Annotated in this window: 26 protein-coding genes; 11 read left to right on the top strand and 15 right to left on the bottom strand. The window is 67.8% G+C overall.

Translation table 11 applies throughout. The features are described from left to right. Positions 1-64: 64 nt before the first annotated feature. From ACLIJ1_RS19815 to ACLIJ1_RS19790, 6 genes are all read right to left on the bottom strand, one after another. The gene (locus tag ACLIJ1_RS19815) at positions 65-814 is read right to left on the bottom strand and encodes an ABC transporter ATP-binding protein (RefSeq protein WP_411367279.1); all 750 of its coding nucleotides are present in this window, start codon (positions 812-814) and stop codon (positions 65-67) included. An 89-nt stretch (positions 815-903) separates the two neighbouring features. Next, the gene (locus ACLIJ1_RS19810) at positions 904-1,284 is read right to left on the bottom strand and encodes a hypothetical protein (protein ID WP_411367278.1); all 381 of its coding nucleotides are present in this window, start codon (positions 1,282-1,284) and stop codon (positions 904-906) included. Then, entirely contained in the window at positions 1,269-1,703 is a 435-nt protein-coding gene (locus tag ACLIJ1_RS19805; RefSeq protein ID WP_411367277.1) for a hypothetical protein, read from the bottom strand. The genes ACLIJ1_RS19810 and ACLIJ1_RS19805 overlap by 16 nt, the downstream gene beginning before the upstream one ends. Before the next feature lie 21 nt (positions 1,704-1,724). Further along, positions 1,725-2,357, bottom strand: a complete 633-nt coding sequence (locus tag ACLIJ1_RS19800) for an FxLYD domain-containing protein (protein WP_411367276.1) — start codon at positions 2,355-2,357, stop codon at positions 1,725-1,727. A 60-nt stretch (positions 2,358-2,417) separates the two neighbouring features. Further along, the gene (locus ACLIJ1_RS19795) at positions 2,418-3,029 is read right to left on the bottom strand and encodes a tetratricopeptide repeat protein (protein ID WP_411367275.1); all 612 of its coding nucleotides are present in this window, start codon (positions 3,027-3,029) and stop codon (positions 2,418-2,420) included. Beyond that, complete coding sequence (locus ACLIJ1_RS19790) at positions 3,026-3,922, bottom strand: LysR family transcriptional regulator ArgP (RefSeq protein WP_411367274.1); 897 nt, start codon at positions 3,920-3,922, stop codon at positions 3,026-3,028. The genes ACLIJ1_RS19795 and ACLIJ1_RS19790 overlap by 4 nt, the downstream gene beginning before the upstream one ends. A 73-nt stretch (positions 3,923-3,995) precedes the next feature. Here ACLIJ1_RS19790 and ACLIJ1_RS19785 point away from each other — a divergent pair, with 73 nt between their 5' ends. The 6 genes from ACLIJ1_RS19785 (at position 3,996) to ACLIJ1_RS19760 (ending at position 10,324) form a co-directional block, all read left to right on the top strand. Beyond that, positions 3,996-4,640, top strand: a complete 645-nt coding sequence (locus ACLIJ1_RS19785) for a LysE/ArgO family amino acid transporter (protein ID WP_411367273.1) — start codon at positions 3,996-3,998, stop codon at positions 4,638-4,640. Positions 4,641-4,649: 9 nt separating this feature from the next. Further along, positions 4,650-5,294: an FMN-binding negative transcriptional regulator gene (locus ACLIJ1_RS19780; protein WP_411367272.1), complete on the top strand. Its 645-nt coding sequence runs from the start codon at positions 4,650-4,652 to the stop codon at positions 5,292-5,294. Between the two features lie 6 nt (positions 5,295-5,300). Further along, positions 5,301-5,936 carry an FMN-binding negative transcriptional regulator gene (locus ACLIJ1_RS19775; RefSeq protein ID WP_411367271.1) on the top strand — a complete coding sequence of 212 codons (636 nt, stop codon included), beginning with the start codon at positions 5,301-5,303 and terminating at the stop codon, positions 5,934-5,936. A gap of 61 nt (positions 5,937-5,997) precedes the next feature. Beyond that, positions 5,998-7,602 (top strand): ATP-binding protein, encoded by a 1,605-nt coding sequence (locus ACLIJ1_RS19770; RefSeq protein WP_411367270.1) that lies wholly within the window; start codon positions 5,998-6,000, stop codon positions 7,600-7,602. Beyond that, positions 7,599-8,309 carry a response regulator gene (locus tag ACLIJ1_RS19765; protein WP_411367269.1) on the top strand — a complete coding sequence of 237 codons (711 nt, stop codon included), beginning with the start codon at positions 7,599-7,601 and terminating at the stop codon, positions 8,307-8,309. Before ACLIJ1_RS19770 ends, ACLIJ1_RS19765 begins: the two co-directional genes overlap by 4 nt. 86 nt (positions 8,310-8,395) lie before the next feature. Beyond that, positions 8,396-10,324 carry a potassium transporter Kup gene (locus ACLIJ1_RS19760; protein WP_411367268.1) on the top strand — a complete coding sequence of 643 codons (1,929 nt, stop codon included), beginning with the start codon at positions 8,396-8,398 and terminating at the stop codon, positions 10,322-10,324. 21 nt (positions 10,325-10,345) lie between these two features. Here the strand turns inward: ACLIJ1_RS19760 and ACLIJ1_RS19755 are convergent, their stop codons facing one another. Both ACLIJ1_RS19755 and ACLIJ1_RS19750 read right to left on the bottom strand, forming a co-directional pair. Beyond that, positions 10,346-11,005, bottom strand: coding sequence for a glutathione S-transferase family protein (locus tag ACLIJ1_RS19755; protein ID WP_411367267.1), 660 nt, complete (start codon positions 11,003-11,005; stop codon positions 10,346-10,348). Between the two features lie 32 nt (positions 11,006-11,037). After that, entirely contained in the window at positions 11,038-13,044 is a 2,007-nt protein-coding gene (locus tag ACLIJ1_RS19750) for a hypothetical protein (protein ID WP_411367266.1), read from the bottom strand. Between the two features lie 89 nt (positions 13,045-13,133). On the opposite strand from ACLIJ1_RS19750, the gene ACLIJ1_RS19745 reads away from it, so the two are divergent. After that, positions 13,134-14,024 carry a DMT family transporter gene (locus ACLIJ1_RS19745; RefSeq protein ID WP_411367265.1) on the top strand — a complete coding sequence of 297 codons (891 nt, stop codon included), beginning with the start codon at positions 13,134-13,136 and terminating at the stop codon, positions 14,022-14,024. 40 nt (positions 14,025-14,064) lie between these two features. Here ACLIJ1_RS19745 and ACLIJ1_RS19740 read toward each other — a convergent pair whose 3' ends face one another. From ACLIJ1_RS19740 to ACLIJ1_RS19710, 7 genes are all read right to left on the bottom strand, one after another. Further along, positions 14,065-14,817: an ABC transporter ATP-binding protein gene (locus tag ACLIJ1_RS19740; RefSeq protein ID WP_411367264.1), complete on the bottom strand. Its 753-nt coding sequence runs from the start codon at positions 14,815-14,817 to the stop codon at positions 14,065-14,067. A gap of 13 nt (positions 14,818-14,830) precedes the next feature. Next, positions 14,831-15,622: an ABC transporter ATP-binding protein gene (locus tag ACLIJ1_RS19735; RefSeq protein WP_411367547.1), complete on the bottom strand. Its 792-nt coding sequence runs from the start codon at positions 15,620-15,622 to the stop codon at positions 14,831-14,833. A gap of 29 nt (positions 15,623-15,651) precedes the next feature. Continuing rightward, entirely contained in the window at positions 15,652-16,644 is a 993-nt protein-coding gene (locus tag ACLIJ1_RS19730) for a branched-chain amino acid ABC transporter permease (protein WP_411367263.1), read from the bottom strand. After that, a complete protein-coding gene (locus ACLIJ1_RS19725) occupies positions 16,641-17,516 on the bottom strand; it encodes a branched-chain amino acid ABC transporter permease (RefSeq protein ID WP_411367262.1) in 876 nt (291 codons plus the stop codon). The genes ACLIJ1_RS19730 and ACLIJ1_RS19725 overlap by 4 nt, the downstream gene beginning before the upstream one ends. Before the next feature lie 72 nt (positions 17,517-17,588). After that, positions 17,589-18,755 carry an ABC transporter substrate-binding protein gene (locus tag ACLIJ1_RS19720; protein ID WP_411367261.1) on the bottom strand — a complete coding sequence of 389 codons (1,167 nt, stop codon included), beginning with the start codon at positions 18,753-18,755 and terminating at the stop codon, positions 17,589-17,591. 157 nt (positions 18,756-18,912) lie between these two features. After that, the gene (locus tag ACLIJ1_RS19715; protein WP_411367260.1) at positions 18,913-20,637 is read right to left on the bottom strand and encodes an FAD-dependent oxidoreductase; all 1,725 of its coding nucleotides are present in this window, start codon (positions 20,635-20,637) and stop codon (positions 18,913-18,915) included. Positions 20,638-20,639: 2 nt separating this feature from the next. Beyond that, complete coding sequence (locus ACLIJ1_RS19710; protein ID WP_411367259.1) at positions 20,640-21,434, bottom strand: shikimate dehydrogenase family protein; 795 nt, start codon at positions 21,432-21,434, stop codon at positions 20,640-20,642. 127 nt (positions 21,435-21,561) lie between these two features. Between ACLIJ1_RS19710 and ACLIJ1_RS19705 the strand changes: the two genes are divergently transcribed. From ACLIJ1_RS19705 to ACLIJ1_RS19690, 4 genes are read left to right on the top strand one after another with little or no spacing between them, the layout of a single operon-like run. Continuing rightward, complete coding sequence (locus ACLIJ1_RS19705) at positions 21,562-22,608, top strand: Gfo/Idh/MocA family protein (RefSeq protein WP_411367258.1); 1,047 nt, start codon at positions 21,562-21,564, stop codon at positions 22,606-22,608. Positions 22,609-22,627: 19 nt separating this feature from the next. Next, entirely contained in the window at positions 22,628-23,461 is an 834-nt protein-coding gene (locus ACLIJ1_RS19700) for an IclR family transcriptional regulator (protein WP_411367257.1), read from the top strand. 18 nt (positions 23,462-23,479) lie between these two features. Then, positions 23,480-25,213, top strand: a complete 1,734-nt coding sequence (locus ACLIJ1_RS19695) for an FAD-dependent oxidoreductase (protein WP_411367256.1) — start codon at positions 23,480-23,482, stop codon at positions 25,211-25,213. An 18-nt stretch (positions 25,214-25,231) separates the two neighbouring features. Next, a complete protein-coding gene (locus tag ACLIJ1_RS19690) occupies positions 25,232-25,858 on the top strand; it encodes an NIPSNAP family protein (RefSeq protein ID WP_411367255.1) in 627 nt (208 codons plus the stop codon). Positions 25,859-25,863 lie beyond the last annotated feature (5 nt).

Genomic DNA, 25,863 nt, shown 5'->3' with positions numbered 1-25,863 from the left:
TGCGGCCTGTCCCGCCGAGCGGGAGCGAGCTTGCTTGGGGCGGCCCGGCGCTGCGCTCATCGGCTCACCAGCTCAGCGCCGAGGCCGGCTTCTTGTGGGTATTGGACCGGCTGTCGATGATGCGGCCGTCGGCCAGGCGCAGCACGCGGTCGGCCATCTCGGCGATCGGCGCGTTGTGGGTGATGACGACAGTGGTCGTGCCCAGCTCGCGGTTCACGCGCTCGATCGCCTGCAGCACCATAATGCCGGTCGCGCAGTCCAGCGCGCCGGTGGGCTCGTCGCACAGCAACACCTCGGGTCGCTTGGCAATCGCGCGCGCAATCGCCACCCGCTGCTGCTCGCCACCCGAGAGCTGCGAGACAAAGTGATGCCGCCGCTCGGCCAGCCCCACCAGCGCCAGCGCCTCGCCGGGGTCCATCGGGTCCTCGGCCAGCTCGGTCACCAGCGCCACGTTTTCTTCGGCGGTCAGGCTGGGGATCAGGTTGTAGAACTGGAACACGAAGCCCACGTGCTCGCGCCGGTAGCGCGTCAGCTCGGCGTCGCCCGCGCCGATGAGTTCGTGCACCTGTCCGTCGTGCGTCCAGGTGGCCGATCCGCTGGTCGCTGTGTCCAGCCCGCCGAGGATATTGAGCAACGTGGACTTGCCACTGCCCGAGGCCCCGAGCAGCACCACGAACTCGCCACGCACGATGTCCAGATCGACACCACGCAGGGCGTGCACCGCCGTGTCGCCTTCGCCATAGGTCTTGGTGAGGGCGCGGGCGGTGAAGACGGCGGGGGAGACCGCTGGAGCGTTGGGGACGGAATCTGCCATGCCCCATTGTTGAACCGGCTTCGTTTCGCGCGGCTGACGAGGGTCAAAGGGTGCGCGGCGGCTGTACGCCAACCACAAGACGGGTGGCCTTACCCGGCGTGCGGATGGACACGATAGACCCGCCACACGCCGTCGCCTTCCCGGCGCAGATAGAACCGCACCAGGCAGTCGGGAAACTCGATGCTGATGGCGCTTTCGTCGACCTCACGCCCCTGCAACAGGCGGCGCAGGCGGTTGCCGTTGGTCTGGTACGGCTCGAACGCGCCGGGCTGCTGGCAGGCCGTGACTGTGGCAGGCGCGGCCTGTGCCAGATAGGTGCGAACGGCGTCCAAAGGAGCCTGCGGTCGATGCTCCAGCCGTGTCCAACCGAAAAACGCCAGCAGCAGTCCGACCACAAACAGAACAGCAACGACGGTGGTTCTGTGGCGCACCGCACCGACAGTCGGCACGGGCGTCACTTCGGACGCCACACAAACCCTTCGCCCAGATGGCCCGCGTAGGCGAAGAAGCTGTCATCGCAGCGAAAGAAGGCGTGCCGGTGGGTCGCGAAACTGTTGGCCGGCACATCACCCGGCCACCACCCCCGGGCAAAAGGCGGCGGAGCCGGAGAACGCGGGGCAACTTGCGAGCACGCGGGATCGAGCGTGAACGGCGCGTCCTTCGGAACGGAAAAGCGGAGCATGAAGCGCTTCGACCCGGTCTCGCGCGCTGCCAGGATATGGGTGGCCGCAGGCGGAAGCCAGGCCGGCACCCGGCCATCAGCTACCGCCCCCTTTGCCTGCGCATCCGCGACGCTCGCAAACCGCTCTTCGTGGATGTCCGGCCCCGAAACCGCAGAGGTGAGACCGGCGAGAAGCACAGCGACAAGGGCTTCAGAGATGAATGACATGGCGAACCAAACCTGAAGTGGCTACCCCATGTCGAGCTTCTTGTTCCCCGCGCTCAATGAAGCAGCAATGGACTCTATGGCGGCGCTCTGCCTGGTCAGCAGCGCGTTCTGCTCGTTGACTGCGAGCAGCATCTTGTGTTGATTCGAACCCTTGCCATTGAATCGCCGAGCAAGGACGATCCAGACCAGGATCAGGAGCAGCATCGGCGCCCAGGCGATGGCTATCTCCCCAATCGATCCCCAGCCAGCTTTGGGCGGCGTTTCCGGCACCCGCGGGTGCGACTCGGCGCTGACCACCCGAACTTGCGCGTTGACGTAGCTCGCAGCCGTGGTGGCCGCGGCCCCTTGGAGACGAAAAGAAACCTGGTCTCCGGGCGGCACGACAAGTCCGTAAACAGATTCGCTCAGTACGTCGACCACCTTGCCGTTGGCATCCGTCAGCCTGGCTTCCAGCACAAGGTTGTCGACCTTCTCGTCGGTCGTGTTCTTTAGCTCACCGATCACCGTGACAAGCAAAGGTCCTTCGGCTTTGGCTGTGCTCACTGCCGCGTTGATGACCTGCACGGCGGTGCCGGGTTGTTCGAGATCGTGATCGTTGCAGGCAAGAACGTTCGCCACCATGGCGAGCGCCAGCAGTCCCGAATAACGTTTCATCTCAGTCCTCCTTGATATTGTGAAATGAGTCGACTTTTTTGTGATGAACCAAGACTCCGTCTATTCGTCACCAGTCTGCGGTATCGACAAACGCCTGGAGTAGCGGGCAATCAGTGTTTTGGAGATCTCTTTTCCCCGCTCTTGCTCAGACAAGGAGAGTTGTTCTGCCACCTGGCTGGCTGAACGGCGCGCGTCGGCTTCAATCTCCCGTTCGATCGAGTCTTCCTTGGTAACCAAGCTGGCAGTGGCGACCGCACAGAGGTACCAAGCATAGGCCTGCACCTTGTTCGCTTCTACACCCTTCCCCGCTTCGTAGGCCTGACCCAGATGCCATTGGGCCTCTGAAACCGACAGCGCCGCCCCTTTCCGCCACAGCTCGACCGCCTCTTGCGGTCGCGCCTCGCCGCCCAGCCCGGTGTAGAGCAGATAGGCCAGGTTGTTGAGGGCAAGGTCCGAACCGCCTTCGGCCAGCGACTGGGCCCACTGCTTCCGCGCCTCGACATAGTCCTTCGCGCGCCAAGCCTCGACGCCTTTGTTGTACGGCGACTCCTCGGCGATCGCGGCAAGGTACGCAAGGCCAAGGACGAGAGCAAGAACAGACTTCGGAAGCCAGGAGGTCATTGCGTGCAGGGTTTGGAAGTGATCCTGCGGCAGTTTAGCCACGGTGTTCATCCCACCAGCAACCCCGTCCGCGCCGCCGCCACGATCTGCCGCGTGAGGCCATCCAGCAGGCCCGAAGCGGCCCGCGCGGTCTGCCAGTGGAGCGGCACGTCCAGCGGCGTTCCGGGCACCAGTTCGACCAGGCTGCCGTCGGCCAGCTGCGGTGCCACCATGGCCTGCGGGAACATGCCCCAGCCCATGCCCGCCAGCGCGGCGGTGACGAAGGCGTGCGATGAGGGCAACGTGTGGCGGGGCAGTTCCACGTGGCGGTGGCACAGGCGGCGCACCCAGCTGACCTGCAGCTCGTCCTTGGTGTTGAACAGCAGGCTGGGCGCCTGCGCCAGGCTGCCCGCGCCCACGCCACCAACGAAGTGCTGCGCCACGAACGCCGGGCTGGCGGTGGCCAGGTAGCGCATGGCTCCCAGCGGCTGGCTGTTGCAGCCGGTGGCGGGGCGCGCCGCGCTGGTGACGGCAGCCAGCACGGCACCGGTGCGCAGCCACTCGGCGGTGTGGTCCTGGTCGTCCACGCTGATGGCCATGAGCACCGGCGCCTGCGCAGCGTAGGCGGCCATGGCGGGCGCGAACCAGGTGGCCAGGCTGTCGGCGTTGACAGCCACCGGCAGGCTCACACGCGCCGAGCCCTCAGGCGCCAGCGCCGGCAGGGCCTCGTTCAGCTCCTGCTCCAGCAGGCGCACCCGGTCGATGTGCTGGCACATGCGGCGCCCGGTGTCGGTGGGCACGCAGGGCTGGCCGCGCACCACCAGCGCACAGCCCACGCGCTCTTCCAGCAGACGGATGCGTTGCGAGATCGCAGACGGGGTGACGTGCAGCGCGCGGGCGGCGCGGTCGAAGCTGCCTTCGCGCACCACGGCGGCCAGGGCGTTGAGGGCAGCGTAGTCCAGCATGTGTGAAGTTTTTCTTAATCAGGTAAAGCAAAGACAGTTTGCCTTCATCCTGGAACCGAGGCAATCTCGCTGCATGTCGTCCACCGCGTTTGCCCAGATCCTTCCCGTGTTCGTCCAGGGGCTGCTGCTCAGCCTGGGGCTGATCGTCGCCATCGGCGCGCAGAACGCGTTCGTGCTGCGCCAGGGTCTGCGCCGCGAGCATGTGCTGCCGGTGGTGGCTTTCTGCGCACTGGCCGACGCGGTGCTGATCACCGCCGGAGTGCTGGGCATGGCGCAGGCGCTGGGCCGCCACCCTGCGCTGGCCCAGGCCATGGCGCTGGCGGGCGCGGCCTTTCTGGCCTGGTACGGCTGGCAGGCGCTGCAGCGCGCGCGCCGCGCCAGCCAGCTGCAGGCTGCGGCCGGCGGTGCCGGCCTGAGCCGCGGCGCCGCCCTGGCGCAGGCAGCGGCTTTCACCCTGCTGAACCCGCATGTGTACCTGGACACGGTGCTGCTGGTGGGCAGCATCGGCGCCCAGCAGCCCGACGGGCTGCGCGGCTGGTTCATCGCCGGTTCCAGCATCGCCAGCCTGGGCTGGTTCACCGCGCTGGGCTTTGGTGCGCGCTGGCTGGCGCCCCTGTTCGCCAGACCACGCGCCTGGCAGGTGCTGGACGCCCTGATTGGCCTGACCATGTGGGTGCTGACGGTCATGCTGCTGCGGCTGGCGCTGAACGGCACCTGAGATCGCGACATGTACCTGCCTACGTACCACCGACTGGACAACCGCGACGCGCTGTACGGGCTCATCGATGCCCACCCGCTGGGCACCTGGGTGTGTCGGGGCGCGGACGGCCTGATCGCGAACCACATCCCCTTTGTGCTGGACCGCCAGGCGGGGCCGGACGGCACGCTGCTGGGCCACGTGGCGCGGGCCAACCCCGTCTCGCAGCAATGGGACGCAACGGCCGCTTCGGTGGTGACCTTCCTCGGGCCGCAGGCCTACATCACGCCGGGCTGGTATCCGGGCAAGGCCGAACACGGGCGGGTCGTGCCGACCTGGAACTACGTAGCAACCCATGTGCACGGCGTGGCGCGGGTGATCGATGACGGCGAACGCCTGCTCGACGTGCTGGAACGGCTGACCCAGGCCCAGGAAGCCGGACGCCCCGCCCCCTGGCGTGTGGCCGATGCACCAGCCGACTTCGTTCGCCGGCTGATGGAGGGCATCGTCGGCATCGAAATCCCCATCGAACGGATCGAAGGCCGCCTGAAGGCCAGCCAGGACGAGGCCCCTGCCGACCGGCAGGGCACGGTGGACGGCCTGCGTGCCCGCGGGCACAACGCCGACCACGCCGTGGCCGATCTGGTAGAAAACGCCATGCGCAACCACCCCTGAACCACCATGTACCGCCCTGCCCACTTTGAAGAGAACCGCACCGAGGTGTTGCACGCGCTGATGCAGGCGCACCCGCTGGCCCAGCTGGTCACACACGGCACCGACGGGCTGGACGCCAACCCGCTGCCCTTCGAACTGGACAGCACTGCCAGCCCGCACGGCACCCTGCGGGCCCACGTGGCGCGCACCAATCCGGTGTGGCAGCACGCCGCCGACACCGAGGTGCTGGTGATCTTCCAGGCGGCCGGTGGCTACATCTCGCCCAACTGGTACCCGAGCAAGCCCGAACACCATCGCCACGTGCCGACCTGGAACTACCAGGTCGCGCATGCGCACGGTGTGCTGAGGGTGCGCGACGACGAGCGCTTCCTGCGTGGCCTGGTCGGCCGCCTGACGCGCGAGCACGAGCAGCGCTCGCAACAGGAAAGGCCCTGGCGCATGAGCGACTCGGCGCCCGACTTCATCGACGGCATGCTCAAGGCCATCGTCGGCATCGAAATCGAGATCACCCGCCTGGTGGGCAAGTTCAAGCTCGGCCAGAACCGCGAGGCGCGCGACCTGGAAGGCGCCGCGGCAGGGCTGGACGCGCTAGGGCAGCACGACATCGCCCGCGCCATGCGCGCCACCCGCGACCCTTCCTGAACGGGGGCCGGCCCGCAGGGCATATGCTTTCCTGATGGGGGTGGTCCTACGCTGCCCCGTCATGGACACCACCTTGCCTGCCGCACCCTCCTCTTCCGCCCCGCACAACGCCCTGCCGCTGGCGCAGGGCCGCCGCTGGTGGCCGTGGCTGACATGGCTGGCCGGCTGGTCGGCCATGCTGCTGCTGGACGGCCAGTTCGACCTCTCCAACGAGGCGATGCTGCTGATGCTGACCTCGGTGGTGGCATCGCTGTGGTGGCCCGGCTGGGCCAGCGCGCTGGCCAGCACAGGGGCGGTGCTGGCGTTCAACTGGTCCTTCGTCCCGCCGAGGCACACCTTCGACGTGGACCTGCAGCAGCATGCGCTGCTGTTGCTGGCGATGCTGGTGGTCAACTGGATCATTGCCGGGCTGGTGGTGCGCCTGCGCCAGACGGCCGATGCCGCCCGGCTGGTGGCCGACCGGGAGGCGCGGCTGCGCGCCTGGAGCGACACGCTGCGCGATGCCCCCGACCCGGCCGCCCACGCCAGCGCCCTGCACACCGCACTGACCGAGGCCACCGGCGCCGAGGTGGCTCTGGCGGTGCTGCAGGACCTGAACGCCAGGCCGGAAGACGACACCACGCTGCACGTGGGTCAGGCCAATGGCGAGCAACGCGAAGGCCTGGCGCTGTGCATCCGCGATGGCCGCCCGATGGGCGAAGGCACGGCCCGCTACGGCGACCTGCACGACTGGTACCTGCCGTTGCGTGGACGCGGGGTCACGCTGGGTGCGGCGGTGCTGCCCGAGCAAGGCCAGACCACCGACGCCCTGTCGCTGCGCGCGCACCTTCAGGCGCTGTGCGACCAGATGGGCCAGGCGCTGCAACGGTCACTGACCGAGCGGCAGGCCCGCACCTCGCGCGAGCAGGCGCAGCTTCAGGCCACCCGCAACGCGCTGCTGGCCGCGATCTCGCACGACTACCGCACCCCACTGGCCACCATCATGGGCGCCTCCTCGTCGCTGCACGACCAGGCCGACAAGCTGGACGCGGCCCAACGCCAGCGGCTGGCGGCCGGCATCGTGGAAGAAGCCACGCGCCTGAGTCGCCTGACCGACAACACCCTGCAGCTGGCACGGCTGGACGCGCCCGACGTGGCGCTGCGCCGCGACTGGGAATCGGCCGAAGAGATCATCGGTGCGGTGCTGGGCCGCGCGCGCCGGCGCGGCCACGGAGCGCGGCTCAAGGCCTGGGTCGAACCGGGACTGCCCCTGCTGTGGTGCGACACGCTGCTGGTGTCTCAGCTGCTGGACAACCTGATGGACAACGCACTGAAGTACAGCCCGGCCGAGGCGCCGGTGGAGGTACAGGCCCGGCTGGTGGAGGGCCACGTGAGCCTGAGCGTTAGCGACCGTGGGCCGGGCATTGCGCTGGCCTGGCGGGAGAAAGTCTTCGACGTGTTCCAGCGCGGCGACAAGACTTCAAGCCCAGAGGCTGGCGTCGAAGCCGCGCGCCAGGGCGCGGGTGTGGGACTGGCGGTGTGCCGGGCCATCGCCCGCGCGCATGGTGGCGAACTGCGCCTGAGCGCCCGCCCGCACGGCGGCTGCCGTTTCGACTTCCGGTTGCCGTTGCGCGAACCGGCGCCGGGCGCCGAAACGCCACCACCGCCGGAGGTCACGCCCCCATGAGCCTGCGCATCCTGCTGGTGGAAGACGACCGGGAGCTGCGCGCCACCCTGCGCGAAGCCCTGGGCGTCGAAGGCTATGAGGTGCATCCGGCCGCCAGCCTGGCCGATGCGCGGGCACAGGTGCGCAATGCGGGCGCCACGTCCAGCATGGATCTGGTGCTGCTGGACCTGGGCCTGCCCGACGGCGACGGCCAGTCGTTGCTGGCCGAGCTGCGCCGGACCTCCAATTGCCCTGTGATCGTGATTTCGGCCCGCGAGGCCGAGGGCCAGAAGATCCGCCTGCTCGACGAAGGCGCGGACGACTACCTGGTCAAACCGTTCGGCATCGGCGAGCTGCTGGCGCGCGTGCGCGTGGCCTTGCGGCACCGCGGCCACCGCAGTCAGCCGGCGGTGTTGTCCTACCGGCATGGCGGGCTGGACATCGATTTGCGTGTGCGGCGCGTGCGGCGCGACGGCGACGAGGTGCATCTGACTCCGACGGAGTTCGAACTGCTGGCCCGCCTGGTGCGTCAGGCGGGCCAGGTCGTCACCCACCGGCAGCTGCTGGCCGACGTCTGGGGGCCCGAACACACCGAGCAGACACATTACCTGCGCCTCTACATGGGCCAGCTGCGGGCCAAGCTCGAAGAAGACAGCGCCGATCCGCAGCACCTGCTGACCGAGCCGGGCGTGGGCTACCGCATCGCCGAGCCGGACGCCGACGCCTGAGCATGAAACACCGCCGGCCGGGGACCCTTATGCGTTCCTGATCCGCCCCCGGGCATCGTGGCGTCCTCGACATTTCCGGGGACCCCATGTCCACCCAGACACCATCCATCTCCACGGTCGGCGGCACCGCGCCAGAAGACCAAAGCAACGCCCGCCGCCAGGGCCTGGCCGCCCTCACCCTGGCTGCCATCGGCGTCGTCTACGGCGACATCGGCACCAGCCCGCTCTACACCGTCAAGGAAATTTTCGCGCCGCACACCGGCGTGCCGCTGGACGCGGTGCACCTGATCGGCGCCATCTCGACCATCTTCTGGGCGCTGATGCTGGTGGTCACGCTCAAGTACGTGATCCTGATCCTGCGCGCCGACAACCATGGTGAAGGCGGCGGTCTGGCGCTGACCGCGCTGGCGGCCAAGGCCGTCGAAGGCCGCCCTGCCCTGCGCCGCGGCCTCTTGCTGCTGGGGGTGTTTGGCGCGACGCTGTTCTATGGCGACAGCGTGATCACGCCGGCCATCTCGGTGCTCGGTGCGATGGAGGGGCTGGAGCTGCTGACTCCGGTGCTCAAGCCCTACGTGGTGCCGCTCACGCTGGTGGTGCTGGTAGGCCTGTTCCTGATGCAGCGCTTTGGCACGGCGAAGGTCGGGCGGTTTTTCGGCCCCGTGATCGTGATGTGGTTCGCGGTGCTGGGTGCCATCGGCATGTGGCACATCGCGCAGCAACCCGCCATCCTCGCGGCACTCAACCCGGTGCACGCCTGGGAGTTCCTCTCGGGCCGCGGCTGGCATGTGTTTGCCGCGCTGGGCGCCATCGTGCTGGCACTGACCGGCGCCGAAGCCCTGTATGCCGACATGGGCCACTTTGGCCGCCGGCCGATCCAGATCGCCTGGACCACGCTGGTGTTGCCCGGGCTGGCGCTGAACTACCTCGGCCAGGGGGCGCTGCTGATGGGCGACCCGGCGGCCATCGAAAACCCGTTCTACCGGCTGTTCCCCGACGCCTGGGTGCTGCCCGTGGTGGTGCTGGCGACGCTGGCAGCCATCATCGCGTCGCAGGCTGTGATCTCCGGCGCCTACTCGATGACCAAGCAGGCGATCCAGCTGGGCTTCCTGCCGCGCATGCGGGTGCACTACACCAGCGCGCGCGAGATCGGCCAGATCTACATGCCCGCGGTGAACTGGGCGCTGCTGGCGGGCGTGGTCGCGGTGGTGCTGCACTTTGGCAGTTCTTCGGCGCTGGCCGCCGCCTACGGCATCGCCGTGACGCTGACCATGATGATCACCACCGTGCTGACCTTCTTCGTGGTGCGCGTGGGTTGGCGCATGCCGGCGCCGGTGGCATGGGGCGCGACGGTTTTCTTCCTCGTGATCGACGCCCTGCTGGTGGCGGGTTGCGCGATCAAGTTCTTCGACGGCGGCTGGTTCCCGATCCTGCTGGGCCTGGCGCTGTTCGTGATGATGAGCACCTGGTGGCGCGGCCGTGCCCTGCTGATGGACAGCATCCGCCGCGACGGCCTGTCGCTGACCGACTTCGTCGACGGCCTGGACCCGCGCAGCATCCAGCGCGCGCAGCGCACCGCCGTCTACGCCGTGGCCGACCCCGACACCGTGCCGCAGGCGCTGCTGCACAACCTCAAGCACAACCAGGTGCTGCACGAGCGCAACGTGATCCTGACCGTGCACTTTCGCGATGTGCCGTGGGTGCCGATGGCCGAACGCCTGCAGGTCGAGCCGCTGGGGCATGGCTTCTGGCGCGTGCGCGTCCACTACGGTTTCATGAACACGCCGGACGTGCCCAAGGCGCTGGAGCTGGCGAAGTCACACGGCCTGCAAATCCCGCTGTTCGAAACGACCTACTTCCTCAGCCGCGAGACCGTGGTGCCGACACCGGGCGGCGGCATGGCGCACTGGCGCGAAAAGCTGTTCGCCGCCATGAGCCAGAACGCGGGCGGGGTGGTGGAGTTCTTCCGCCTGCCCGGCAACGCGGTGGTGGAACTGGGTACCCGGGTGCCGATCTGAGCGGCGCCGGGGGTCGGCCACTCAGTCCCGGTCGGGCGCCCCGAGCGGGAAGAACGACCGGAACGGCCGCGCTTCGTCCACCGCGCGGGCGAACGACGGCCGCGCCAGCAGGCGTGCGCGGTAGGCCCGCAGCAAGGGATGGCTTTCGGCGATCGGGTACACCCAGTCGGCATAGAACAGCGAGGGCGCGGCCGCGCAGTCGGCCAGCGTGAAGTCCTCGCCCGCAGCCCAGGTCTTGCCGGCCAGGTGCCCTTCGAGCCATGCATACGCGCGCTCGAGCCGCTCGCCGGCCATGGCCCGCCCTTTTTCGACCTTCATCGGGTAGCGCTGCAGCGCGGTATCCACCGCCAGCTGCATCGCGCTCATCACGTACAGGTCGAAGAAGCGGTCGAGGAAGCGCACGTCCAGCGCCGCCATCGGGTCGGCGGGCAGCAGGCGCACCGGGCCGGGGTGAGCGAGCTGCAGGTATTCGATGATCAGACTGGTTTCGACGATCTGGCGCTCGCCGTCCACGAGCATCGGAAACCGGGCGATCGGCCAGCGCCGCAGCCATTCACCGGCGTGCTCCGGCGTGTCGGGGCCGATGCAGCGGAATTCGAAGGGCGTGCCGTTCTCGTAGAGGGCGGCGAGCGCCTTCTGGGTGTACGAGGAGAAGGGATGACCGTAGAGCGCAAGTGTCACGAGAAATCCTCTGGATGTGAATCCGTCTGGGGTCAGGGTACCACCGTCTTTCGGTCCGGCGGCAGGATGGCCAGCGGCGCGCCCGCCTCGTGGGCCCAGAAGCGGCCGGTCTGGAACAGGTCGACCTGCAAGGGCCGCCCTTCGAGGTACACACCCGGGTCGAACGCAATGGTGAGCGGCAGGCGCGAACGCGGCGGGACATCGACCGGAAGATCCATGCGCCCGTCCCACGGGGTCACCGGGTTCCCCTGCGCGTCCAGGAAGCGCCAGGTCAGCGCCAGCTGGTTGCCCGTCGCGGACAGCGCAGAGAAACGGATATCGGAGTCATTGACCAGCGTGACATCCACCAGGCTGCTCCCCTGCACCACCCGCCGCCCATTCAGTTCCATCTTGAGCTGCAGGAGTTCCTCCGGCGTGTAGGGCCGGCTCGAGCGCGACACGGGCGTGGCCCTGGACAGATCGCGCAGCCGGAAGACCGAAAGAATCACCTGGTCGCCGATCTTTTTTTGCCAGAACAGGTCATGGTCCTTGAGCCACTGGCTGTCGCTGCGGTCGCGCACCAGCCGGTAGTTGGTGACGACGTACTTCGGAGTGATCTCGGGACCGACAACGATCAGTCGATCCTTGTGCTTTTTGTCCACCAGCGGCAGCGACTCGGCCAGCTCGGTGCGGGAACCAGGACCGACGGTGATGAAGGGACTCGGGTCGCGCGCCAGGATCGCCTCCAGCGCTTCGCGGTTGCCCAGCCCCCAGTAGTCGAGATCGAAGCGGTCCTTCCACGGGCCATGGACGAAGCCATTGAAGAAGACGTTCTGCAGCGGGTGCGCCTGCACCATCCATTGCGCCTGCCAGAACGCCGCGGCGGCCAGTCCCGCCAGTGCCAGACGGCGCAACAGCACGCGCCCGCCCAGCGCCTTCAACACCCCGTCCAGCCCCCGCACGGCCAGCAACACCAGTGCGGGGTAGACGAAGTACAGCTGGCGCCAGCCGTCGTAGAGCACCGAATGCAGCGCGACCACCGCCGCGATCGGCCCGACCAGCAACGCCAGGCAGACCAGATCCATCATCTCCGCGTGCCCGCACCAGAGGCGCCAGCGACGGTGCCACAACGCCGCGAGCGTCATCGCGGTGCCTGCGACAAACAGCCCCAGCACCGGCAACGGCGTGGTCACCCCGATCCAGACCGGAATGTAGGTCCAGGGCAACTGCTCCGCAAGAACGTAGCGCCCCTTGAAAAGCACCTCGCCGTCCCAGCGGAAGCGCGACATGTTGCCGAACACCGCCGCAAAGTTCTCCAGCGGGTGCGGCCAGAGAAACGGAAACATGGCGTAAACGAAAGCCATCAGGGCCAGCAGGTAGGTTCCTGCCAGCGCGAGCGCGCGAGGCCAGCGCTCATTGCCCTGCAGCACCATCACCATCCAGGCAACGAGCGTCACCGCGGGCAGCACGATGCCCATGACCCGGATGTCGATCGCTAGTGCGCAGACGAAGCCATGCAGCAGGGCCAGCGGCAGCGTGCGCCGGCGCAGCAGCTGGCTCATCGTCGCAATGGCCATGGCGCAGGCAGCCATGAACACCACGTCTTTGGAGTTGTAGAAGGACTCCGCGAACATGCGCGGCGACAGCACCATCATCAGGGCGGCGGCCAGGCCCATCAGCTGGCTGCCACGGATCGACACCGCCGCGCGGTACAGCGCCGCGACACCCGCGGCGAAGACCAGAAAGGTCGCCAGATGGCGCAAACGGAACGACTGGTCAACATCGTTGCCCATCCACTGGTCCAACGCCTCGACCGGCAGCTCGAAGGCCACGCCGTAGTCGCGGTCGGGCCAGTCGTCGAGATCGGGCACCTGGGTGAGGACAGGCCGGGTCACGGGCGGAAAGAACCGCTGGTTCACGTGCCGCAGGTTGACCAGTCCGTTCTGTCGCGAGATCGATTCGTCCCACGACACGCCATAGTCGCCATGGATGGCGATCCCCAGCACCACATAGCTCACAAAGAGCAAGGGTGCCCACAGTTTGTGCAGCCAGTGCTTCATGTTGAAAAGTATGTCGAGGCCCTGTTGCGCCGCACAGACTGTCGCGTATGCAAGCCGCAAGTGGTTACCAATTGCCCGACAATCCACCGGTGCAAACCCGTCACTTCGCCCAGCTCGTGGGCCTCTCTGCGCTCTGGGGCGCCTCCTTCCTCTTCCTGCGCATCGCCAGTCCCCTGCTGGGGCCGACCGTGATGGCGACCAGCCGCGTGCTGCTGGCCACCATCACGCTGGCGGCCGTGATGGGGGTGCTGCGCGAGCCCTGGCCCTGGAAGCACTGGCGTGAACTGTTCCGGCTCGGTCTGCTGGCGCTGGCGGCGCCGTTCCTGCTGTACGCCTGGGCGGCGCTGCGGCTGCCGGCCGGTTACAGCGCCCTGCTCAACACAACGGTGGTGCTGTTCGGCACCCTGGCCTCGGCCTGGTTCGGCCAGGACACGCTCACGGCGCGCAAGCTGGTCGGCTGCGCGATCGGCTTCGCGGGCGTGGGAATGATCCTGCAGCTCGGTCCTGTCGCGCCGACCACCGAGACGCTCATGGCGGCGCTGGCCTGCGTGGCGGCCGCCGCCTGTTACGGCGTGTCGACCCCGCTGATGAAGAAGGCGACCGAACACATGCAGCCGCTGGCGATCGCGACCGGCATCAGCGCGGCAGCCTTCGTGATGCTGCTGCCCGCCGGAATCTGGGGGCTGCCGCAGGCCAACTTCACCCCCACCGCGATGGGTGCGCTGCTGGTGATGGGGGTGGTGACCTCGGGCCTGGCCTACTGGCTGAACCTGCGCATCGTGCGCCACGTCTCACCGGTCGCGGCGACCAGCCCGGCCTTCCTGATCCCGGTGTTCGGCGTGACCTGGGGCCACATCTTCCTGGGCGAGGAGCTGTCGTCAGGCATCTTCGTCGGCGGCGCGCTGGTGTTGGTGGCCACCGCGCTGGTGACCGGTTTCAACCCGCTGCGCCGCGACTTCCCGGTCGAACCGACGCCCTGAGGCGCCGGCCCACCGGGCCATGAAGCGGGCCCGTACAGCTTCAGACCGTCGCGGGTGCCACAGCCGCCGCTGCGTGGGCGCCGCCGAGGAACAGGCGCTCGATGTTCGGATCGGCCAACAGTTCGCCTGCCGGCTTGTGCAACACCAGCCGGCCCGACTCCAGCGCGATCGCGTAGTCAGAAATCTTGAGCGCGCTCTTGACGTTCTGCTCGACCATCAGCACCGTCACGCCCTGCTCGTCGGCCAAGCGGCGCAGCAGGCGGAACACGTCCTGCACCACCAGCGGCGACAGGCCGATCGAAGGCTCGTCGATCAGGATCACCTTGGGCCGCAACAGCAACGCGCGGCCGATCTCCAGCTGCTTCTGCTCACCGCCCGAGAGGCTGGCCGCGGCGCTGTGCAGGCGTTCCTTCACACGCGGGAACAGCTCCAGGATTTCCGGAATGCGCTCGTGCGTGGTCTTCATGCCAAGCGTGATGCCACCCAGCTCGAGGTTCTCGTAAACCGAGAGCTGGCCGAACAGGTTGCGCCCCTGCGGGACGAAGGCGACGCCGGCAGCCAGCAATTCCTTCTGGGTGGCGCCTGCGATGTTCCGGCCGTCCAGCAGGATGCGGCCCTGGCGCGGCTTGAGCAGTCCGAACAGCGCCTTGAGCGCGGTCGACTTGCCCGCGCCGTTGGGGCCGAGCAGCAGGGTGATGGAGCCGCGGTGCGCCTTGAAGCTGAGGTTGTTCAGGATCATGAAATCCTTGTAACCCGCGACCACGTCGTCGAATTCGATGCAGATGTCTGACATGGGGTCGTCCTTTTCAGCTGCCCAGGTAGGCGTCCAGCACCTGTTTGTTGGAACGGATTTCATCGGGCGTGCCGATGGCCATCACCTGGCCCTCGACCATCACCATGATGCGGTGGCACAGGTCCATCACGAAGTCCATGTTGTGTTCGATCACGACAAAAGAACTGTGCTTGCCGAAGCGCGGATTGCGGTTGAGGTCCTTCAGCAGCGTGCTGATGCCGCCTACCAGGCTCGGGTTGACGCCGGCGCAGGGTTCGTCGAGCAGCACCAGATCGGGCTCGCTCATGAAGGCCATCGCGATGTCGACCAGTTTCTGCTGGCCGTACGACAGCTCGCCCGCCTTCTTGTCGGCCACGTGGCGGATGCGGAACTGGTCGATCAGGGCGTCGGCCTTCTCGCCCAGACCGGAGTCACCGGGCGCGAACATGCGGCTGAACATACTGCCCTTGTGCTCCTGGGCCGCCACGATCAGGTTGTCGCGCACCGTCATCTTGCCGAACACCTGCAGCGTCTGGAAAGTGCGGCCGACGCCGCGCCGGTTGAGTTCGAGCGGACCGAGCTTGGTGACGTCTTCGCCATTGAGCTCGATGCGGCCTTCGTCGGGCGTGATCTGGCCGAGCATCGAATTGAACAGCGTGGTCTTGCCGGAGCCGTTGGGCCCGATCACGCCGAAGATCTCGCCGGGCTGGACCTGGAAGCTCACGCCGCCCACGGCCTGGATCGCGCCGTAGGCTTTCTTGAGGTTGTGCACCTGCAGCACCGGCGCACCGGCCGGGCGCTCGTGGTGGTGGGCGTGCTGGGTCATGGGCTGGTCCGCGGAAGCAGTGGTCGCGTTCATGCCTTGGCTCCCTGGCTGGCGGCCTGTGCGGCGGCGGTGCGCGCGGCCGAGGCCTCGCGGGACTGGCGCTTGGCGCGCAGGCGGTCGGGAATGGACAGCAGGCCATCGGGCAGCCAGATCATCAGCAGCACCACGGCGGTACCGAAGACGAACAGGTACCAGGCCTGGGCGAAGCGCAGCCACTCGGGCAGGATCACGCCCACCGCTGCACCCACCACCGGGCCAAGGAAGTAGCCGGGACCACCGACCACCACCATCAGGTACATCATGATCGAGGCGCCGACGGTGAACGGCGCCGGCTCGATGAACTGCACCAGCGAGGCGAACAGCGCACCGGCCACACCCGCGTAGACCGCACCGATGGCGAAGCTCAGCAGTGTGTAGCTGCGGATGTCGACCCCCAGGCTTTCGGCCCGGATCGGGTTGTCGCGCAGCGCGGTGAACGCCTTGCCCCAGGGGCTGCGCAGCAGGCCCCAGAGCAGCAGTGCCATCAGCAACGTAACGCCTAGCACGAAGTGGTAGTACGCCAGGTTGCCTTCGAGGCTGAAGCCGAACAGCGAGGGCCGCGCGATGTTGTTGATGCCGAAGGTGCCGCCGGTCAGCCATTCTTCGTTGCGCATCACCAGCCAGACCGCGGTGTTGAAGCCCAGCGTCGCGAACGCCAGGTAGATGGTCTGCACGCGCAGGGCCGGAAAGCCCAGGATGATGCCGATCACGAAACACAGCAGCGCGGCGGCCGGCAGACCGATCCAGAAGCTCAGACCGGCCTTCATCAGGATCGCCACCGTGTAGGCACCGATGCCGAAGAAGGCGGCGTGGCCCAGCGACTTCTGACCCGCATAGCCCACCGTGAGGTTCAGGCCCATGGTGGCAATGATGTAGACCAGCCAGTAGGTCAGCAGGTACAGGCCGTAGCTCTTGAGGAACTGCGGAGCCAACAGGAACAGCAGCGCGGAGGCCACGATCAGCGGAAGGGTGAGCTTGTTCATACCTTGCGCTCCACTTTCTTGCCCAGCAGACCCTGCGGCTTGAACAGGATCACGACCATGAAGATGACCAGGGCGACGGCGTCCTTGTAGGCCGGCGAGATGTAGGCCGCAGCGAGGTTCTCGCACACGCCCACGATCAGGCCGCCCAGCAGCGCGCCGCGCGAGTTGTTGAAGCCGCCGATGATCGCGGCGAAGAAGGCCTTGTTGCCCAGCGACTCGCCCATGTCGAACTTGGCGAGATACGTGGGCGTGACCAGGAGCGCGGCAGCCACGGCCAGCACCGCGTTGATCGCGAAGGTGTAGAAGATCATGCGCGGCACGTTGATGCCCAGCACGCTGGCGCTCTCGGTGTTCTGCGCCACGGCCTGCATCGCGCGGCCGGTCACGGTCTTGGCGAGGAACGCCTGCGTCGCCACCACCAGCAGCATGGCCAGCACAAAGGTGCCGATGTCCTGCAGCGTGATGGTGACGCCGGCAATGTTGTAGATCTGGTCGGGGAACAGCGAGGGGAACGGGTGCGCCTCGGCGCTGTAGCCGGCGCGGATGCCGTTGCGCATCGCGATCGACAGGCCGATGGTGGCCACCACGATCGGCATCATTCCGTACTTGAACAGCGGGTCGACGATGCCGCGCTTGAACATCCAGCCCAGCACGAAGACGGCGACCAGACAGGCCATCAGGAAGGCCGGCAACAGCGGGATGCCCGCGCTGAAGAACGCCAGCATCATGAAGGCCGGCAGCATCACGAACTCGCCCTGGGCGAAGTTGATCGTGCCGCTGGCCTGCCAGAGCAGCGTGAAGCCCAGTGCCGCCAGCGCGTAGATCGCACCGGTGGACAGGCCACTGAAGAAGAGTTGGAGAAAGTCGGTCATCGAAGATGCGTCCGGGTATGCCGACGGCCGGTGACCACCGCGCAGGCGGTCACCGGCAGCCTGGGGCTGGCTTTACTTCTTGGCCGGCGCGGCGGCGGCAACCGGGTTCAGCGCAGGCAGCGTCTCGACGACGATCTGGCGACCGTTCTTGACCTCGACCAGGAAGCTCTCGCGGTCCAGGTCACCGTTCTGGTCGAACGACACGTCCATGATCACGCCGGGGTACTTCTTGGCGCTGATGGTCAGGCCCTTCATGGCCTGGGCCACGGCCTTGCGGTCGAGCTTGCCGGCCTTCTCGATCGCGGCCTTGAGCACGTACACGCCGGTGTAGCCCTTGATGCCGTTGTGGTCGGAGATCGAGCTGTAGGCCTGGTAGTACTTGGCCTTGAAGGCCAGCATCTCGGGCTTGGGCGCGTCGACGGTCAGGCCGACGTGGGCCACGGCGCCGTTGGCGGCTTCACCGGCCAGCTCGATCACCTTCTGGCCGACCAGGGTGGTCTCGCCGATGATGGGCTTGGTCCAGCCCTGCTTGCGCAGTTCGCGCAGGGCGCGGGCCGACTCTTCTTCGTTGGTATAGACGAACACGGCGTCGGCGTTGCTCTGCTTGGCCTTGAGCACGGCCGAGGAGAAGTCGACCTGACCGGAGTCGGTGGAGATCTCGGCCAGGATCTTGGTCTGGGTCTTGCCCAGCTCGCGCTTGATCGCGTCCAGGCCGCCCTTGCCGAAGTCGTTGTTCACATAGACCACGGCCAGCGTCTTGACCTTGGCGCCGATGTAGCGGGCCAGCTTGGGGAACGAGAAGTTCTGGCCGAAGGCCGTGCGGAAGACGTAAGGGTTGCCTTGGGCGGTGATGGCAGCGGCTTCGCCACCGGTCCAGTTGGGCACTTCGGCGCGGCGCGACTCGGCCATCGACACCATGATCGAGCCGGAGAACACCGGGCCGAAGATGGCGAACACGTCGTCGTCGACCGCCTTCTGCGTCAGGCCCTTGGCCACGCCAGGGTTGGTCTGGGTGTCGCTGGTCACCGTCTCGATCTTCTTGCCCAGGATGCCGCCCGCGGCGTTGATTTCCTTGACGGCCAGTTCCACGCCGTTCTTGAAGTTGGTGCCGGCCGAAGCGCCGCCGCCCGAGAGCTCGACGATGTTGGCGATCTTGATCACGTTCTGGGCCGCGGCCAGGCCGGAGGCGGCGACCAGGCTGGCAGCGACAAGGCATTTGAGGGCGAATCGTTTTTGCATGTGTGTCTCCAAGGGAACCAGAGGTTGAGGGCAGGCGGGAACGGAAAGCGTGGAAGAAATGTAGCGATCACCCCCGTTGGCGCATCCGGTGAATCGGCGTACCACGCACGAAAAACGCACAGGCCTGATCGATCATCGAACGCAACCGGGGTAAGCACTAGGGTGGACTGGCGCGCGCGCAGGCGTGCCGCGCCGCGAGGTAGCCGAACACCAGACCGGGGCCGATGGTGATGCCGGGTGCGGTGTAGACGCCACCCATGATCGAGTGCATGTCATTGCCCACGGCGTAGAGGCCGGCGATGGGCTGGCCGGCGGCGTCGAGCACGCAGGCGTTGCCGTCGGTGGCAAAGCCAGTGGCGGCGCCGATGTCACCGGGGTAGAGCTTCACCGCGTAGTACGGCGCGGTGCTCAGTGCGCCGAGATTGGGGTTCTTCGTGCCGGCCGTCACGTCGCCGATGTTCTGCTGGTAGGCCGTGACGCCGCGCTGGAAGTCGGGGTCGACGCCGGTCCCGGCGTAGCGGTTGATCTTCTGCACGCTCGCAGTCAAACTGGCAGCGTCGATGTCCAGCTTGCCTGCCAGTTCATCGAGCGTGGCGCCTTGCGTGAGGTAGCCGTCGGCGAGGAACGGCGCTAGGTCTTTGTGCGAGGCACCCGGTCGGACCATGCCGATGCCGTATTTCTGCAGCGCGGTCGCGTCGCAGACCAGGAAGGCGGGCACGCTGCCGGTGGCCTGCATGGCCATGCCGAACAGGTGGTACGAGGTGCTTTCGTTGACGAAACGCTCACCCGCCCGGTTGACGGTCAGCATGCCAGGCTTGGCCCGGTCCATCACGAAATGCGGGAACACGGCGGTGCTGCCGTCGGCGCGTTTTCTCAGGGAAACCGGCGCCCAGAACGCATTGCTGAAAGCGCCCTGGCCGTAGACCGCGCCAGCATCCTTCGCGAGCGCATGCGCCTCGGCCGTGTGGCCCGGACCGGCCGGGCACCAGGCGATGTCGGCGCCGGGCAGCAGCTGCGCGCGCAGCGCCGGGTGCCGGTTGAATCCGCCCGAGGCCAACACCACGCCGCCGCGCACCGCGACGTCGCGGCGCTCATCGCCCGCTTGCAGCGTCAGGCCGGTGACACAGCTGCCCTCGCGCCGGAACGCCCCGACGCTGGTGTTCAGCGCGAGCGTCACGTTCGGATGCTTCGAGAGCGAGTACAGCAGGCGAGCGATCAGCGCATTGCCCATCACCAGCCGCGTGCCACGCGGGTACGACAGCCGGTCCGCGGCGTGACGCAGCAGGATCTTCAGCGAATGCTTGAACGACGCGACGTTCTTCGTGAGCGCCAGCAGGTGGTTGATGTCGGTGCGGTCGACCATCATCCCGCCGAGCACTGTGAATTCGGGAATCGGCGGTCGGATCAGTTGGAACAGGTCGCCCAGCAGCCGGCCGTCGAACGGCAGCGGCTCCAGCGCGCGGCCGTTCAGCGTTGAACCGCCGAGGTCGGAGATGTAGTCCGGGTGCCTGGCATAGGGCCGGAACTTCACCTCCGTGCGCGTCTCGGCCAGCGTCACGACTTCGGCCCCGTGGTCCAGGAAAGACTGGCGCAGCGCGGCCGGCGTGCGCTCTCCGATCGCATTGCTCAGGTAGCGCGCGGCGTCGGACAGCGTGTCGGTCGGGTTGACGGTGGCGCTGTGGTGCGTGCCGGGTACCCAGGTCGTGCCGGCCGACAGCGCGGTGGTGCCGCCCACGTACTCGGTGCGTTCGACCAGCAGCACCTGTTTGCCTTCGATTGCGGCGAACAGCGCCGAGGCCATGCCCGCACCGCCAGCACCGACCACGACCAGGTCGTACCTCGCGTCCGCAGGAAGGTCTTTGACGGAGTGAAGAACCTGCATGCTCATTCACCCAGAAGGAAGGCAACCATGAGGTCGCGGACGCGCGCGAACATGTCGGCGCCGGTCATCGTGCTGCATCCCCTATCGCGCGCGGCTGCAATGAACGGCGTGATGGCCGGCGCCGTGATCACGCAGCCACAGAACGTCTGCGGCTGGAGCTTGGTCACATCCAGCGGGAAGGGATCGCCGGCTTTCATGCCCACCGGCGTGGCGTTGAGCACCAGATCAAAGCCGCCCGGGTCGGCGCTGCCGTGCGTGACCGGGCACTTGCCAAGCCCGGCCAGCCGGTCCACCAGCGAAGCACGGCGCTGGTCGTCGGGGTCGTGGATCGCGAGCTGGCTCACGCCAGCCATCACCAGCGCGTGCGCGATGGCCGACCCTGCGCCGCCCGCCCCCACCAGCAAGGCCTTCTTGCCAATGGGCTGGCAGCCCTTGTCCTGCATCGCGGTGACAAAGCCCAGGCCGTCGAACATGTCGCCGTGCCAGCTGCCGTCGGTGTTGCGGCGCATGGTGTTGACCGTGTTCAGGAAGGCGGCGCGGTCGGACTTGGTGGCGCAGAGCACGGTACAGGCGAACTTGTGCGGCACGGTCACGATGATGCCGTCCACGTTCTGCGCCAGCGATACACCACGCACCCAGTCGGCCAGGTGCGCGGGCGAGACATGGGCCGGCACGCAGACCGCGTCCCGGCCGTGGTCGGCGAAGGCCTGGCTCATGCCGGCGGGCGATTTCACCTGGGCGATCGGGTCGCCCACGATGTAGTGCAGGCGCGTGGCGCCGCTCAAGTTCTGTGTCATCTGTCTCGCTCGGATCTCGTGTGGATCGGGTGGTTGGGGGAGATCATATGCAAAAGTGGAATTGTGTTCAAGTATTGAATGTTGTTCTTTTTTTGACTAGACTTCGGGTCAGAGACACACACCGTCCATGAACACCACCCGACTTCTGGTCATCGGTGCCGGCGCCATCGGCCGCACCCACATCGACCGCATCCACCGCACGCCGGGTCTGGCGCTGGCCGGCATCGCCGACCCGTCGGACGCCGGCCGCGCGCTGGCCGAGTCGCTGGACGTGCCCTGGACGCCGGATCACCTGAGCGCGCTGGAACGCCTCCAGCCGCAGGGCGCCATCGTCGCCACGCCGAATCCGCAACACGTCCCGATGGCGCTGGACTGCCTGGCGCGCGGCGTCGCGGCCCTGGTGGAAAAACCGCTGGCCGACAGCGTGACCGAGGCGCAGCAGCTGGTCGACGCGCAGAAAGCCTGCGGCGTGCCAGTGCTGGTCGGCCACCACCGGCGCCACAACCCGATCAACCGCCAGGCGCGCGAGACCATTGCCAGCGGCAGGCTCGGCCGCATCGTGGGTGCCAATGCCATGGCCTGCTTCTACAAGCCACAGGGCTACTTCGCCATGGCCTGGCGACGCGAGCCGGGCGGCGGCCCGGTGCTGATCAACCTGATCCACGAGATCGACATGCTGCGTTTCCTCTGCGGCGAGATCGTGCAGGTGCAGGCGCTCAGCAGCAACGCGGTGCGCGGCTACCCGGTCGAAGACACGGCCGCCGCCCTGCTGCGCTTCGAGAACGGTGCGCTGGGCACGGTGCTGCTGTCGGACACCGCCGTTTCACCCTGGTGCTGGGACATGTGCGCGGGCGAGCAGGACCAGTACCCGCGCCAGGACGCCAACGCCCTGTTCATCGCCGGCACCCACGGCTCGCTGTCACTGCCTGACCTCTCGCTCTGGCACTACGAAGGCGAACGCCACTGGCACCAGCCGCTCACGCGCGAGCAGACGGCCACGAGCAAAGCCGACACCTACACCCGCCAGCTGCTGCACTTCGCGGCCGTGATCCGTGGCGACGAAGCAGCGCTGTGCAGCGCGCTGGATGGCCTGCGCACCCTGCAGGCCACACGCGCCCTGCTCGACGCCGCCGCCAGTGGCCAGTCCGTAACATGCTCGGTTTCGACCTCCTGAACGAAGCGGAACCCCCACCATGAACGGCGTCCTCGAACGAACCCTCGGCATCCTCGAACTGCTCTCGCAACATGGCGAGGGCATGGAGCTGGCCACGATCGCCGACCAGCTCGACATTCCGCGCAGCGGGGTGCATCGCCTGCTGGCGGATCTGGTGCGCCTGGGCTACGTGCGCCAGGCCCGTGGCCACGGCGAATACCTGCTGACCACCAAGCTGGTGAGCATGGGCCTCTCGTACCTCAGCAATTCCGGCATCGTCGACATCGCGCAGCCGTTGCTCAACCAGTTGGCCGAGGTTTCGGGCGAGCTGGTGCGCCTGTCGGTGGTCGACGGCGAGCGCCTGACCTGGGTCGCCCGCGCCCAAGGTGCGCGCCAAGGCCTGCGCTACGACCCCGACATGGGCTCCGACGCGCGCCTCTCGTGCTCCTCCTCGGGCTGGGCGCTCATGTCCACGCTCAGCGACGACGCTGCGCTGGCCCTGGTTGCCAAGCAGGGCCTGGGTGCGCCCGAACAGTTCGGCCCCAACGCGCCGACCACGCTGCAGGCCGTGCTGGCCGCCGTGCACGAGACGCGCGAACGCGGCTATAGCCTGACGGTCGACACCTACAGCCTGGGCCTGTCGGCCATGTCGGCCCCGGTGCGCTTCGCGGGCCAGCCCGCCATCGGCGTCATCACCATCGCCGGCCCCACGGTGCGCTTCACGCTGGAGCGGATGCAGTCCCTCGCGCCCGAGCTGCTGTCCATCGCGGCGCAGCTGGCCGCCGCCAGCGGGGCCTCGCCCTTCTTCCAACTCACGGCCGAGACCGCCGCCCCGGGCGACGTCAAAGGCCGCAAGCCGATCTACGCGGTCTGACCGCGTTCACCCCCGTACATGCCCGACCGGTCACCCGCCTCTTCTCTTCATTGCGACTTGCTGGTGATCGGCTCCGGGGCCGGCGGGCTTTCGGCCGCGGTCACGGCGGCCCACCTGGGTCTCAAAGTCATCGTCGCGGAGAAGGACCCGCAGTACGGCGGCACCACGGCCTGGTCCGGCGGCTGGATGTGGTTGCCGCGCAATCCGCTGGCGGTCGAGGCCGACATCGTCGAACCGATCGATGAACCGCTGAACTATCTGCGCCACGAACTCGGTGAGCGCTTCGACGAGGCCCGGGCCCGCGCCTTCCTGGACGCTGCGCCGCACATGGTCGAGTTCTTTCGCCGCAAGACCGCGCTGCGCTTCATCGACGGCAACGCCATTCCCGATTTCCACGGCCGCACAGCGCATGCGTCAACCGGCGGCCGCTCGCTGTGTGCGGCGCCCTTCGATGGCCGGCGCCTCGGTCAACGCATCGCCGACCTCAAGCCGCCCCTGGCCGAAACCACGCTCTGGGGCATGGGCATCGCCTCGGGCGCCGAGCTGCGCCATTTCCTCAACGCCATGCGCCAGCCGGCCTCTTTCTGGTACGTGACAAAGCGCGTGCTGGCGCACTGGAAAGACCTGCTGATGTACCGCCGCGGCATGCGCCTGGTCAACGGCAACGCACTGGTGGCGGCACTCTCCGCCTCAGCTTTGGAAGCGGGCGTGCAGATCCGCACCCGCAGCCCGGCCCGCAGGCTGCTGCGCGACGGAGAGCGCGTGACCGGCGCCGTGCTGCACACGCCCGACGGCCCGGTCGAGGTGCTTGCCCGCGGCGGCGTTCTGCTGGCCTGCGGCGGCTTCCCGCACGACGATGGTCGCAAGGCCGCGCTGCTGCCACATGCACCGACCGGAAAAGAGCACCACTCTGCCGCCTCGCGCGGCAACACCGGCGATGGCCTGCGCCTGGGCGAGAGCGCGGGCGGCCATGTCGGCACTGATCTGCTGCAGGCAGCAGCGCTGGCTCCGGTCTCGCTGGTGCCGCGCGCCGACGGTTCGTTCGCGCATTTCCCGCACCTGATCGAACGCGCCAAGCCCGGGCTGATCATGGTGCGCGCCGATGGCAGGCGCTTTGCCAACGAAGCCGACTCGTACCACGACGTGATGCAGGCGCTGATCCAGGCGACGCCGCCCGGCCAGCCGGTGCAGGCCTGGCTGATCGCGGACCACGGCTTCATGCGCCACTACGGCCTGGGCGCCGCCAAACCCGCACCGATGCCGCTCGGACCGATGCTGGCCAACGGCTACCTCCAGCGCGGCCACACGCTCGCCGAACTTGCACAGTCCTGCGGCATCGCGGCCGACGGGCTGCAGGCCACCGTGCAGCGCTACAACACCATGGCCCGCGCCGGCAAGGACGAGGACTTCGCCAAGGGCGAGACGCCCTACAACCGCATGCAGGGTGACGCACCCTTTGCGGCCGGACGCGGCTGGTCCAACCCCTGCATGGGGCCGCTCGAACGCGGCCCGTTCTACGCCGTGCGCGTGGTGGCCGGCAGCCTGGGCACGTTTGCTGGTCTCAGGGTCAACGCGAATGCCCAGGTGCTTGACGCAGTGGGTCAGCCCATTCCCGGCCTGTACGCCGGCGGCAACGACATGGATTCCATGATGGCCGGCCACTACCCCGCCGGCGGCATCACGCTCGGCCCCGCCATGACCTTCGGCTGGATTGCGGCGCACCACGCCGCCGGCCAACCCTTTTCACTTTGATCCCCCACAAGGACCCGCATGTACTACGAACTCGCCACCATGACCCTGCCTTTCGGCACCGCGGGCACCGCCGCCCAGAACGTGCAGACCTTCTGCACCGCGCCCGACGCGAAAGGCGAACTGCTGGCCTGCTGGTTCACCGACATCGGCCAGCTCAACCAGATGATCGTGCTGCGCGGCTTTGCCTCGCTGGCCGACCTGCAGGCCGAGCGCGGGCGCACGCAACAGAGCGCCTCGCCCTTCGACAACGGCGAGATCTTCCAGACACTGGAGCAGCACAGCTACGAGGGCTTCCCGTGGATGAAGGCAGTGCGCCCGAGCGCCGAGAGCGGCATCTCCGGCCCGGTCTACGAGATCCGCACCTACGGCATCAAGCCGGGCGGCGTGCAACCGACGATCGACCTGTGGGAACAGTACGTGCCGCCGCGCGAACAGCTCTCGCCCTGCGTGGTCGCCATGGTCGCGATGGACGGCCCGCTGCGCTACACCAACATCTGGGCCTACCCCTCGCTGGACGCGCGTAGCAAGGCCCGCGCCGACGCCGTGGCGCAAGGCATCTGGCCGCCCAAGGGGGGCCCGGCGCACCTGACGACCAGCATGTTCTCGACGATTGCGCTGCCGACGGCGGTTTCGCCATTGAAGTGAGCTGA

This window comes from Hydrogenophaga sp. RWCD_12 (assembly GCF_046604225.1).
Taxonomy (GTDB): domain Bacteria; phylum Pseudomonadota; class Gammaproteobacteria; order Burkholderiales; family Burkholderiaceae_C; genus Hydrogenophaga.
The sequence above is the reverse complement of the archived record's forward strand: the minus strand, read 5'-3'. Positions and strand labels throughout refer to the sequence as shown.

Bases quoted from the DNA above. Each gene is read 5' to 3' on its own strand.
- ACLIJ1_RS19805 (WP_411367277.1), bottom strand. From the start codon at position 1,703: ATGTCATTCATCTCTGAAGCCCTTGTCGCTGTGCTTCTCGCCGGTCTC.
- ACLIJ1_RS19695 (WP_411367256.1), top strand. From the start codon at position 23,480: ATGCCCGACCGGTCACCCGCCTCTTCTCTTCATTGCGACTTGCTGGTG.
- ACLIJ1_RS19740 (WP_411367264.1), bottom strand. From the start codon at position 14,817: ATGTCAGACATCTGCATCGAATTCGACGACGTGGTCGCGGGTTACAAG.
- ACLIJ1_RS19800 (WP_411367276.1), bottom strand. From the start codon at position 2,357: ATGAAACGTTATTCGGGACTGCTGGCGCTCGCCATGGTGGCGAACGTT.
- ACLIJ1_RS19815 (WP_411367279.1), bottom strand. From the start codon at position 814: ATGGCAGATTCCGTCCCCAACGCTCCAGCGGTCTCCCCCGCCGTCTTC.
- ACLIJ1_RS19705 (WP_411367258.1), top strand. From the start codon at position 21,562: ATGAACACCACCCGACTTCTGGTCATCGGTGCCGGCGCCATCGGCCGC.
- ACLIJ1_RS19725 (WP_411367262.1), bottom strand. From the start codon at position 17,516: ATGACCGACTTTCTCCAACTCTTCTTCAGTGGCCTGTCCACCGGTGCG.
- ACLIJ1_RS19770 (WP_411367270.1), top strand. From the start codon at position 5,998: ATGGACACCACCTTGCCTGCCGCACCCTCCTCTTCCGCCCCGCACAAC.
- ACLIJ1_RS19765 (WP_411367269.1), top strand. From the start codon at position 7,599: ATGAGCCTGCGCATCCTGCTGGTGGAAGACGACCGGGAGCTGCGCGCC.
- ACLIJ1_RS19760 (WP_411367268.1), top strand. From the start codon at position 8,396: ATGTCCACCCAGACACCATCCATCTCCACGGTCGGCGGCACCGCGCCA.
- ACLIJ1_RS19720 (WP_411367261.1), bottom strand. From the start codon at position 18,755: ATGCAAAAACGATTCGCCCTCAAATGCCTTGTCGCTGCCAGCCTGGTC.
- ACLIJ1_RS19785 (WP_411367273.1), top strand. From the start codon at position 3,996: ATGTCGTCCACCGCGTTTGCCCAGATCCTTCCCGTGTTCGTCCAGGGG.
- ACLIJ1_RS19750 (WP_411367266.1), bottom strand. From the start codon at position 13,044: ATGAAGCACTGGCTGCACAAACTGTGGGCACCCTTGCTCTTTGTGAGC.
- ACLIJ1_RS19780 (WP_411367272.1), top strand. From the start codon at position 4,650: ATGTACCTGCCTACGTACCACCGACTGGACAACCGCGACGCGCTGTAC.
- ACLIJ1_RS19730 (WP_411367263.1), bottom strand. From the start codon at position 16,644: ATGAACAAGCTCACCCTTCCGCTGATCGTGGCCTCCGCGCTGCTGTTC.
- ACLIJ1_RS19710 (WP_411367259.1), bottom strand. From the start codon at position 21,434: ATGACACAGAACTTGAGCGGCGCCACGCGCCTGCACTACATCGTGGGC.
- ACLIJ1_RS19690 (WP_411367255.1), top strand. From the start codon at position 25,232: ATGTACTACGAACTCGCCACCATGACCCTGCCTTTCGGCACCGCGGGC.
- ACLIJ1_RS19775 (WP_411367271.1), top strand. From the start codon at position 5,301: ATGTACCGCCCTGCCCACTTTGAAGAGAACCGCACCGAGGTGTTGCAC.
- ACLIJ1_RS19700 (WP_411367257.1), top strand. From the start codon at position 22,628: ATGAACGGCGTCCTCGAACGAACCCTCGGCATCCTCGAACTGCTCTCG.
- ACLIJ1_RS19715 (WP_411367260.1), bottom strand. From the start codon at position 20,637: ATGCAGGTTCTTCACTCCGTCAAAGACCTTCCTGCGGACGCGAGGTAC.
- ACLIJ1_RS19790 (WP_411367274.1), bottom strand. From the start codon at position 3,922: ATGCTGGACTACGCTGCCCTCAACGCCCTGGCCGCCGTGGTGCGCGAA.
- ACLIJ1_RS19735 (WP_411367547.1), bottom strand. From the start codon at position 15,622: ATGACCCAGCACGCCCACCACCACGAGCGCCCGGCCGGTGCGCCGGTG.
- ACLIJ1_RS19795 (WP_411367275.1), bottom strand. From the start codon at position 3,029: ATGAACACCGTGGCTAAACTGCCGCAGGATCACTTCCAAACCCTGCAC.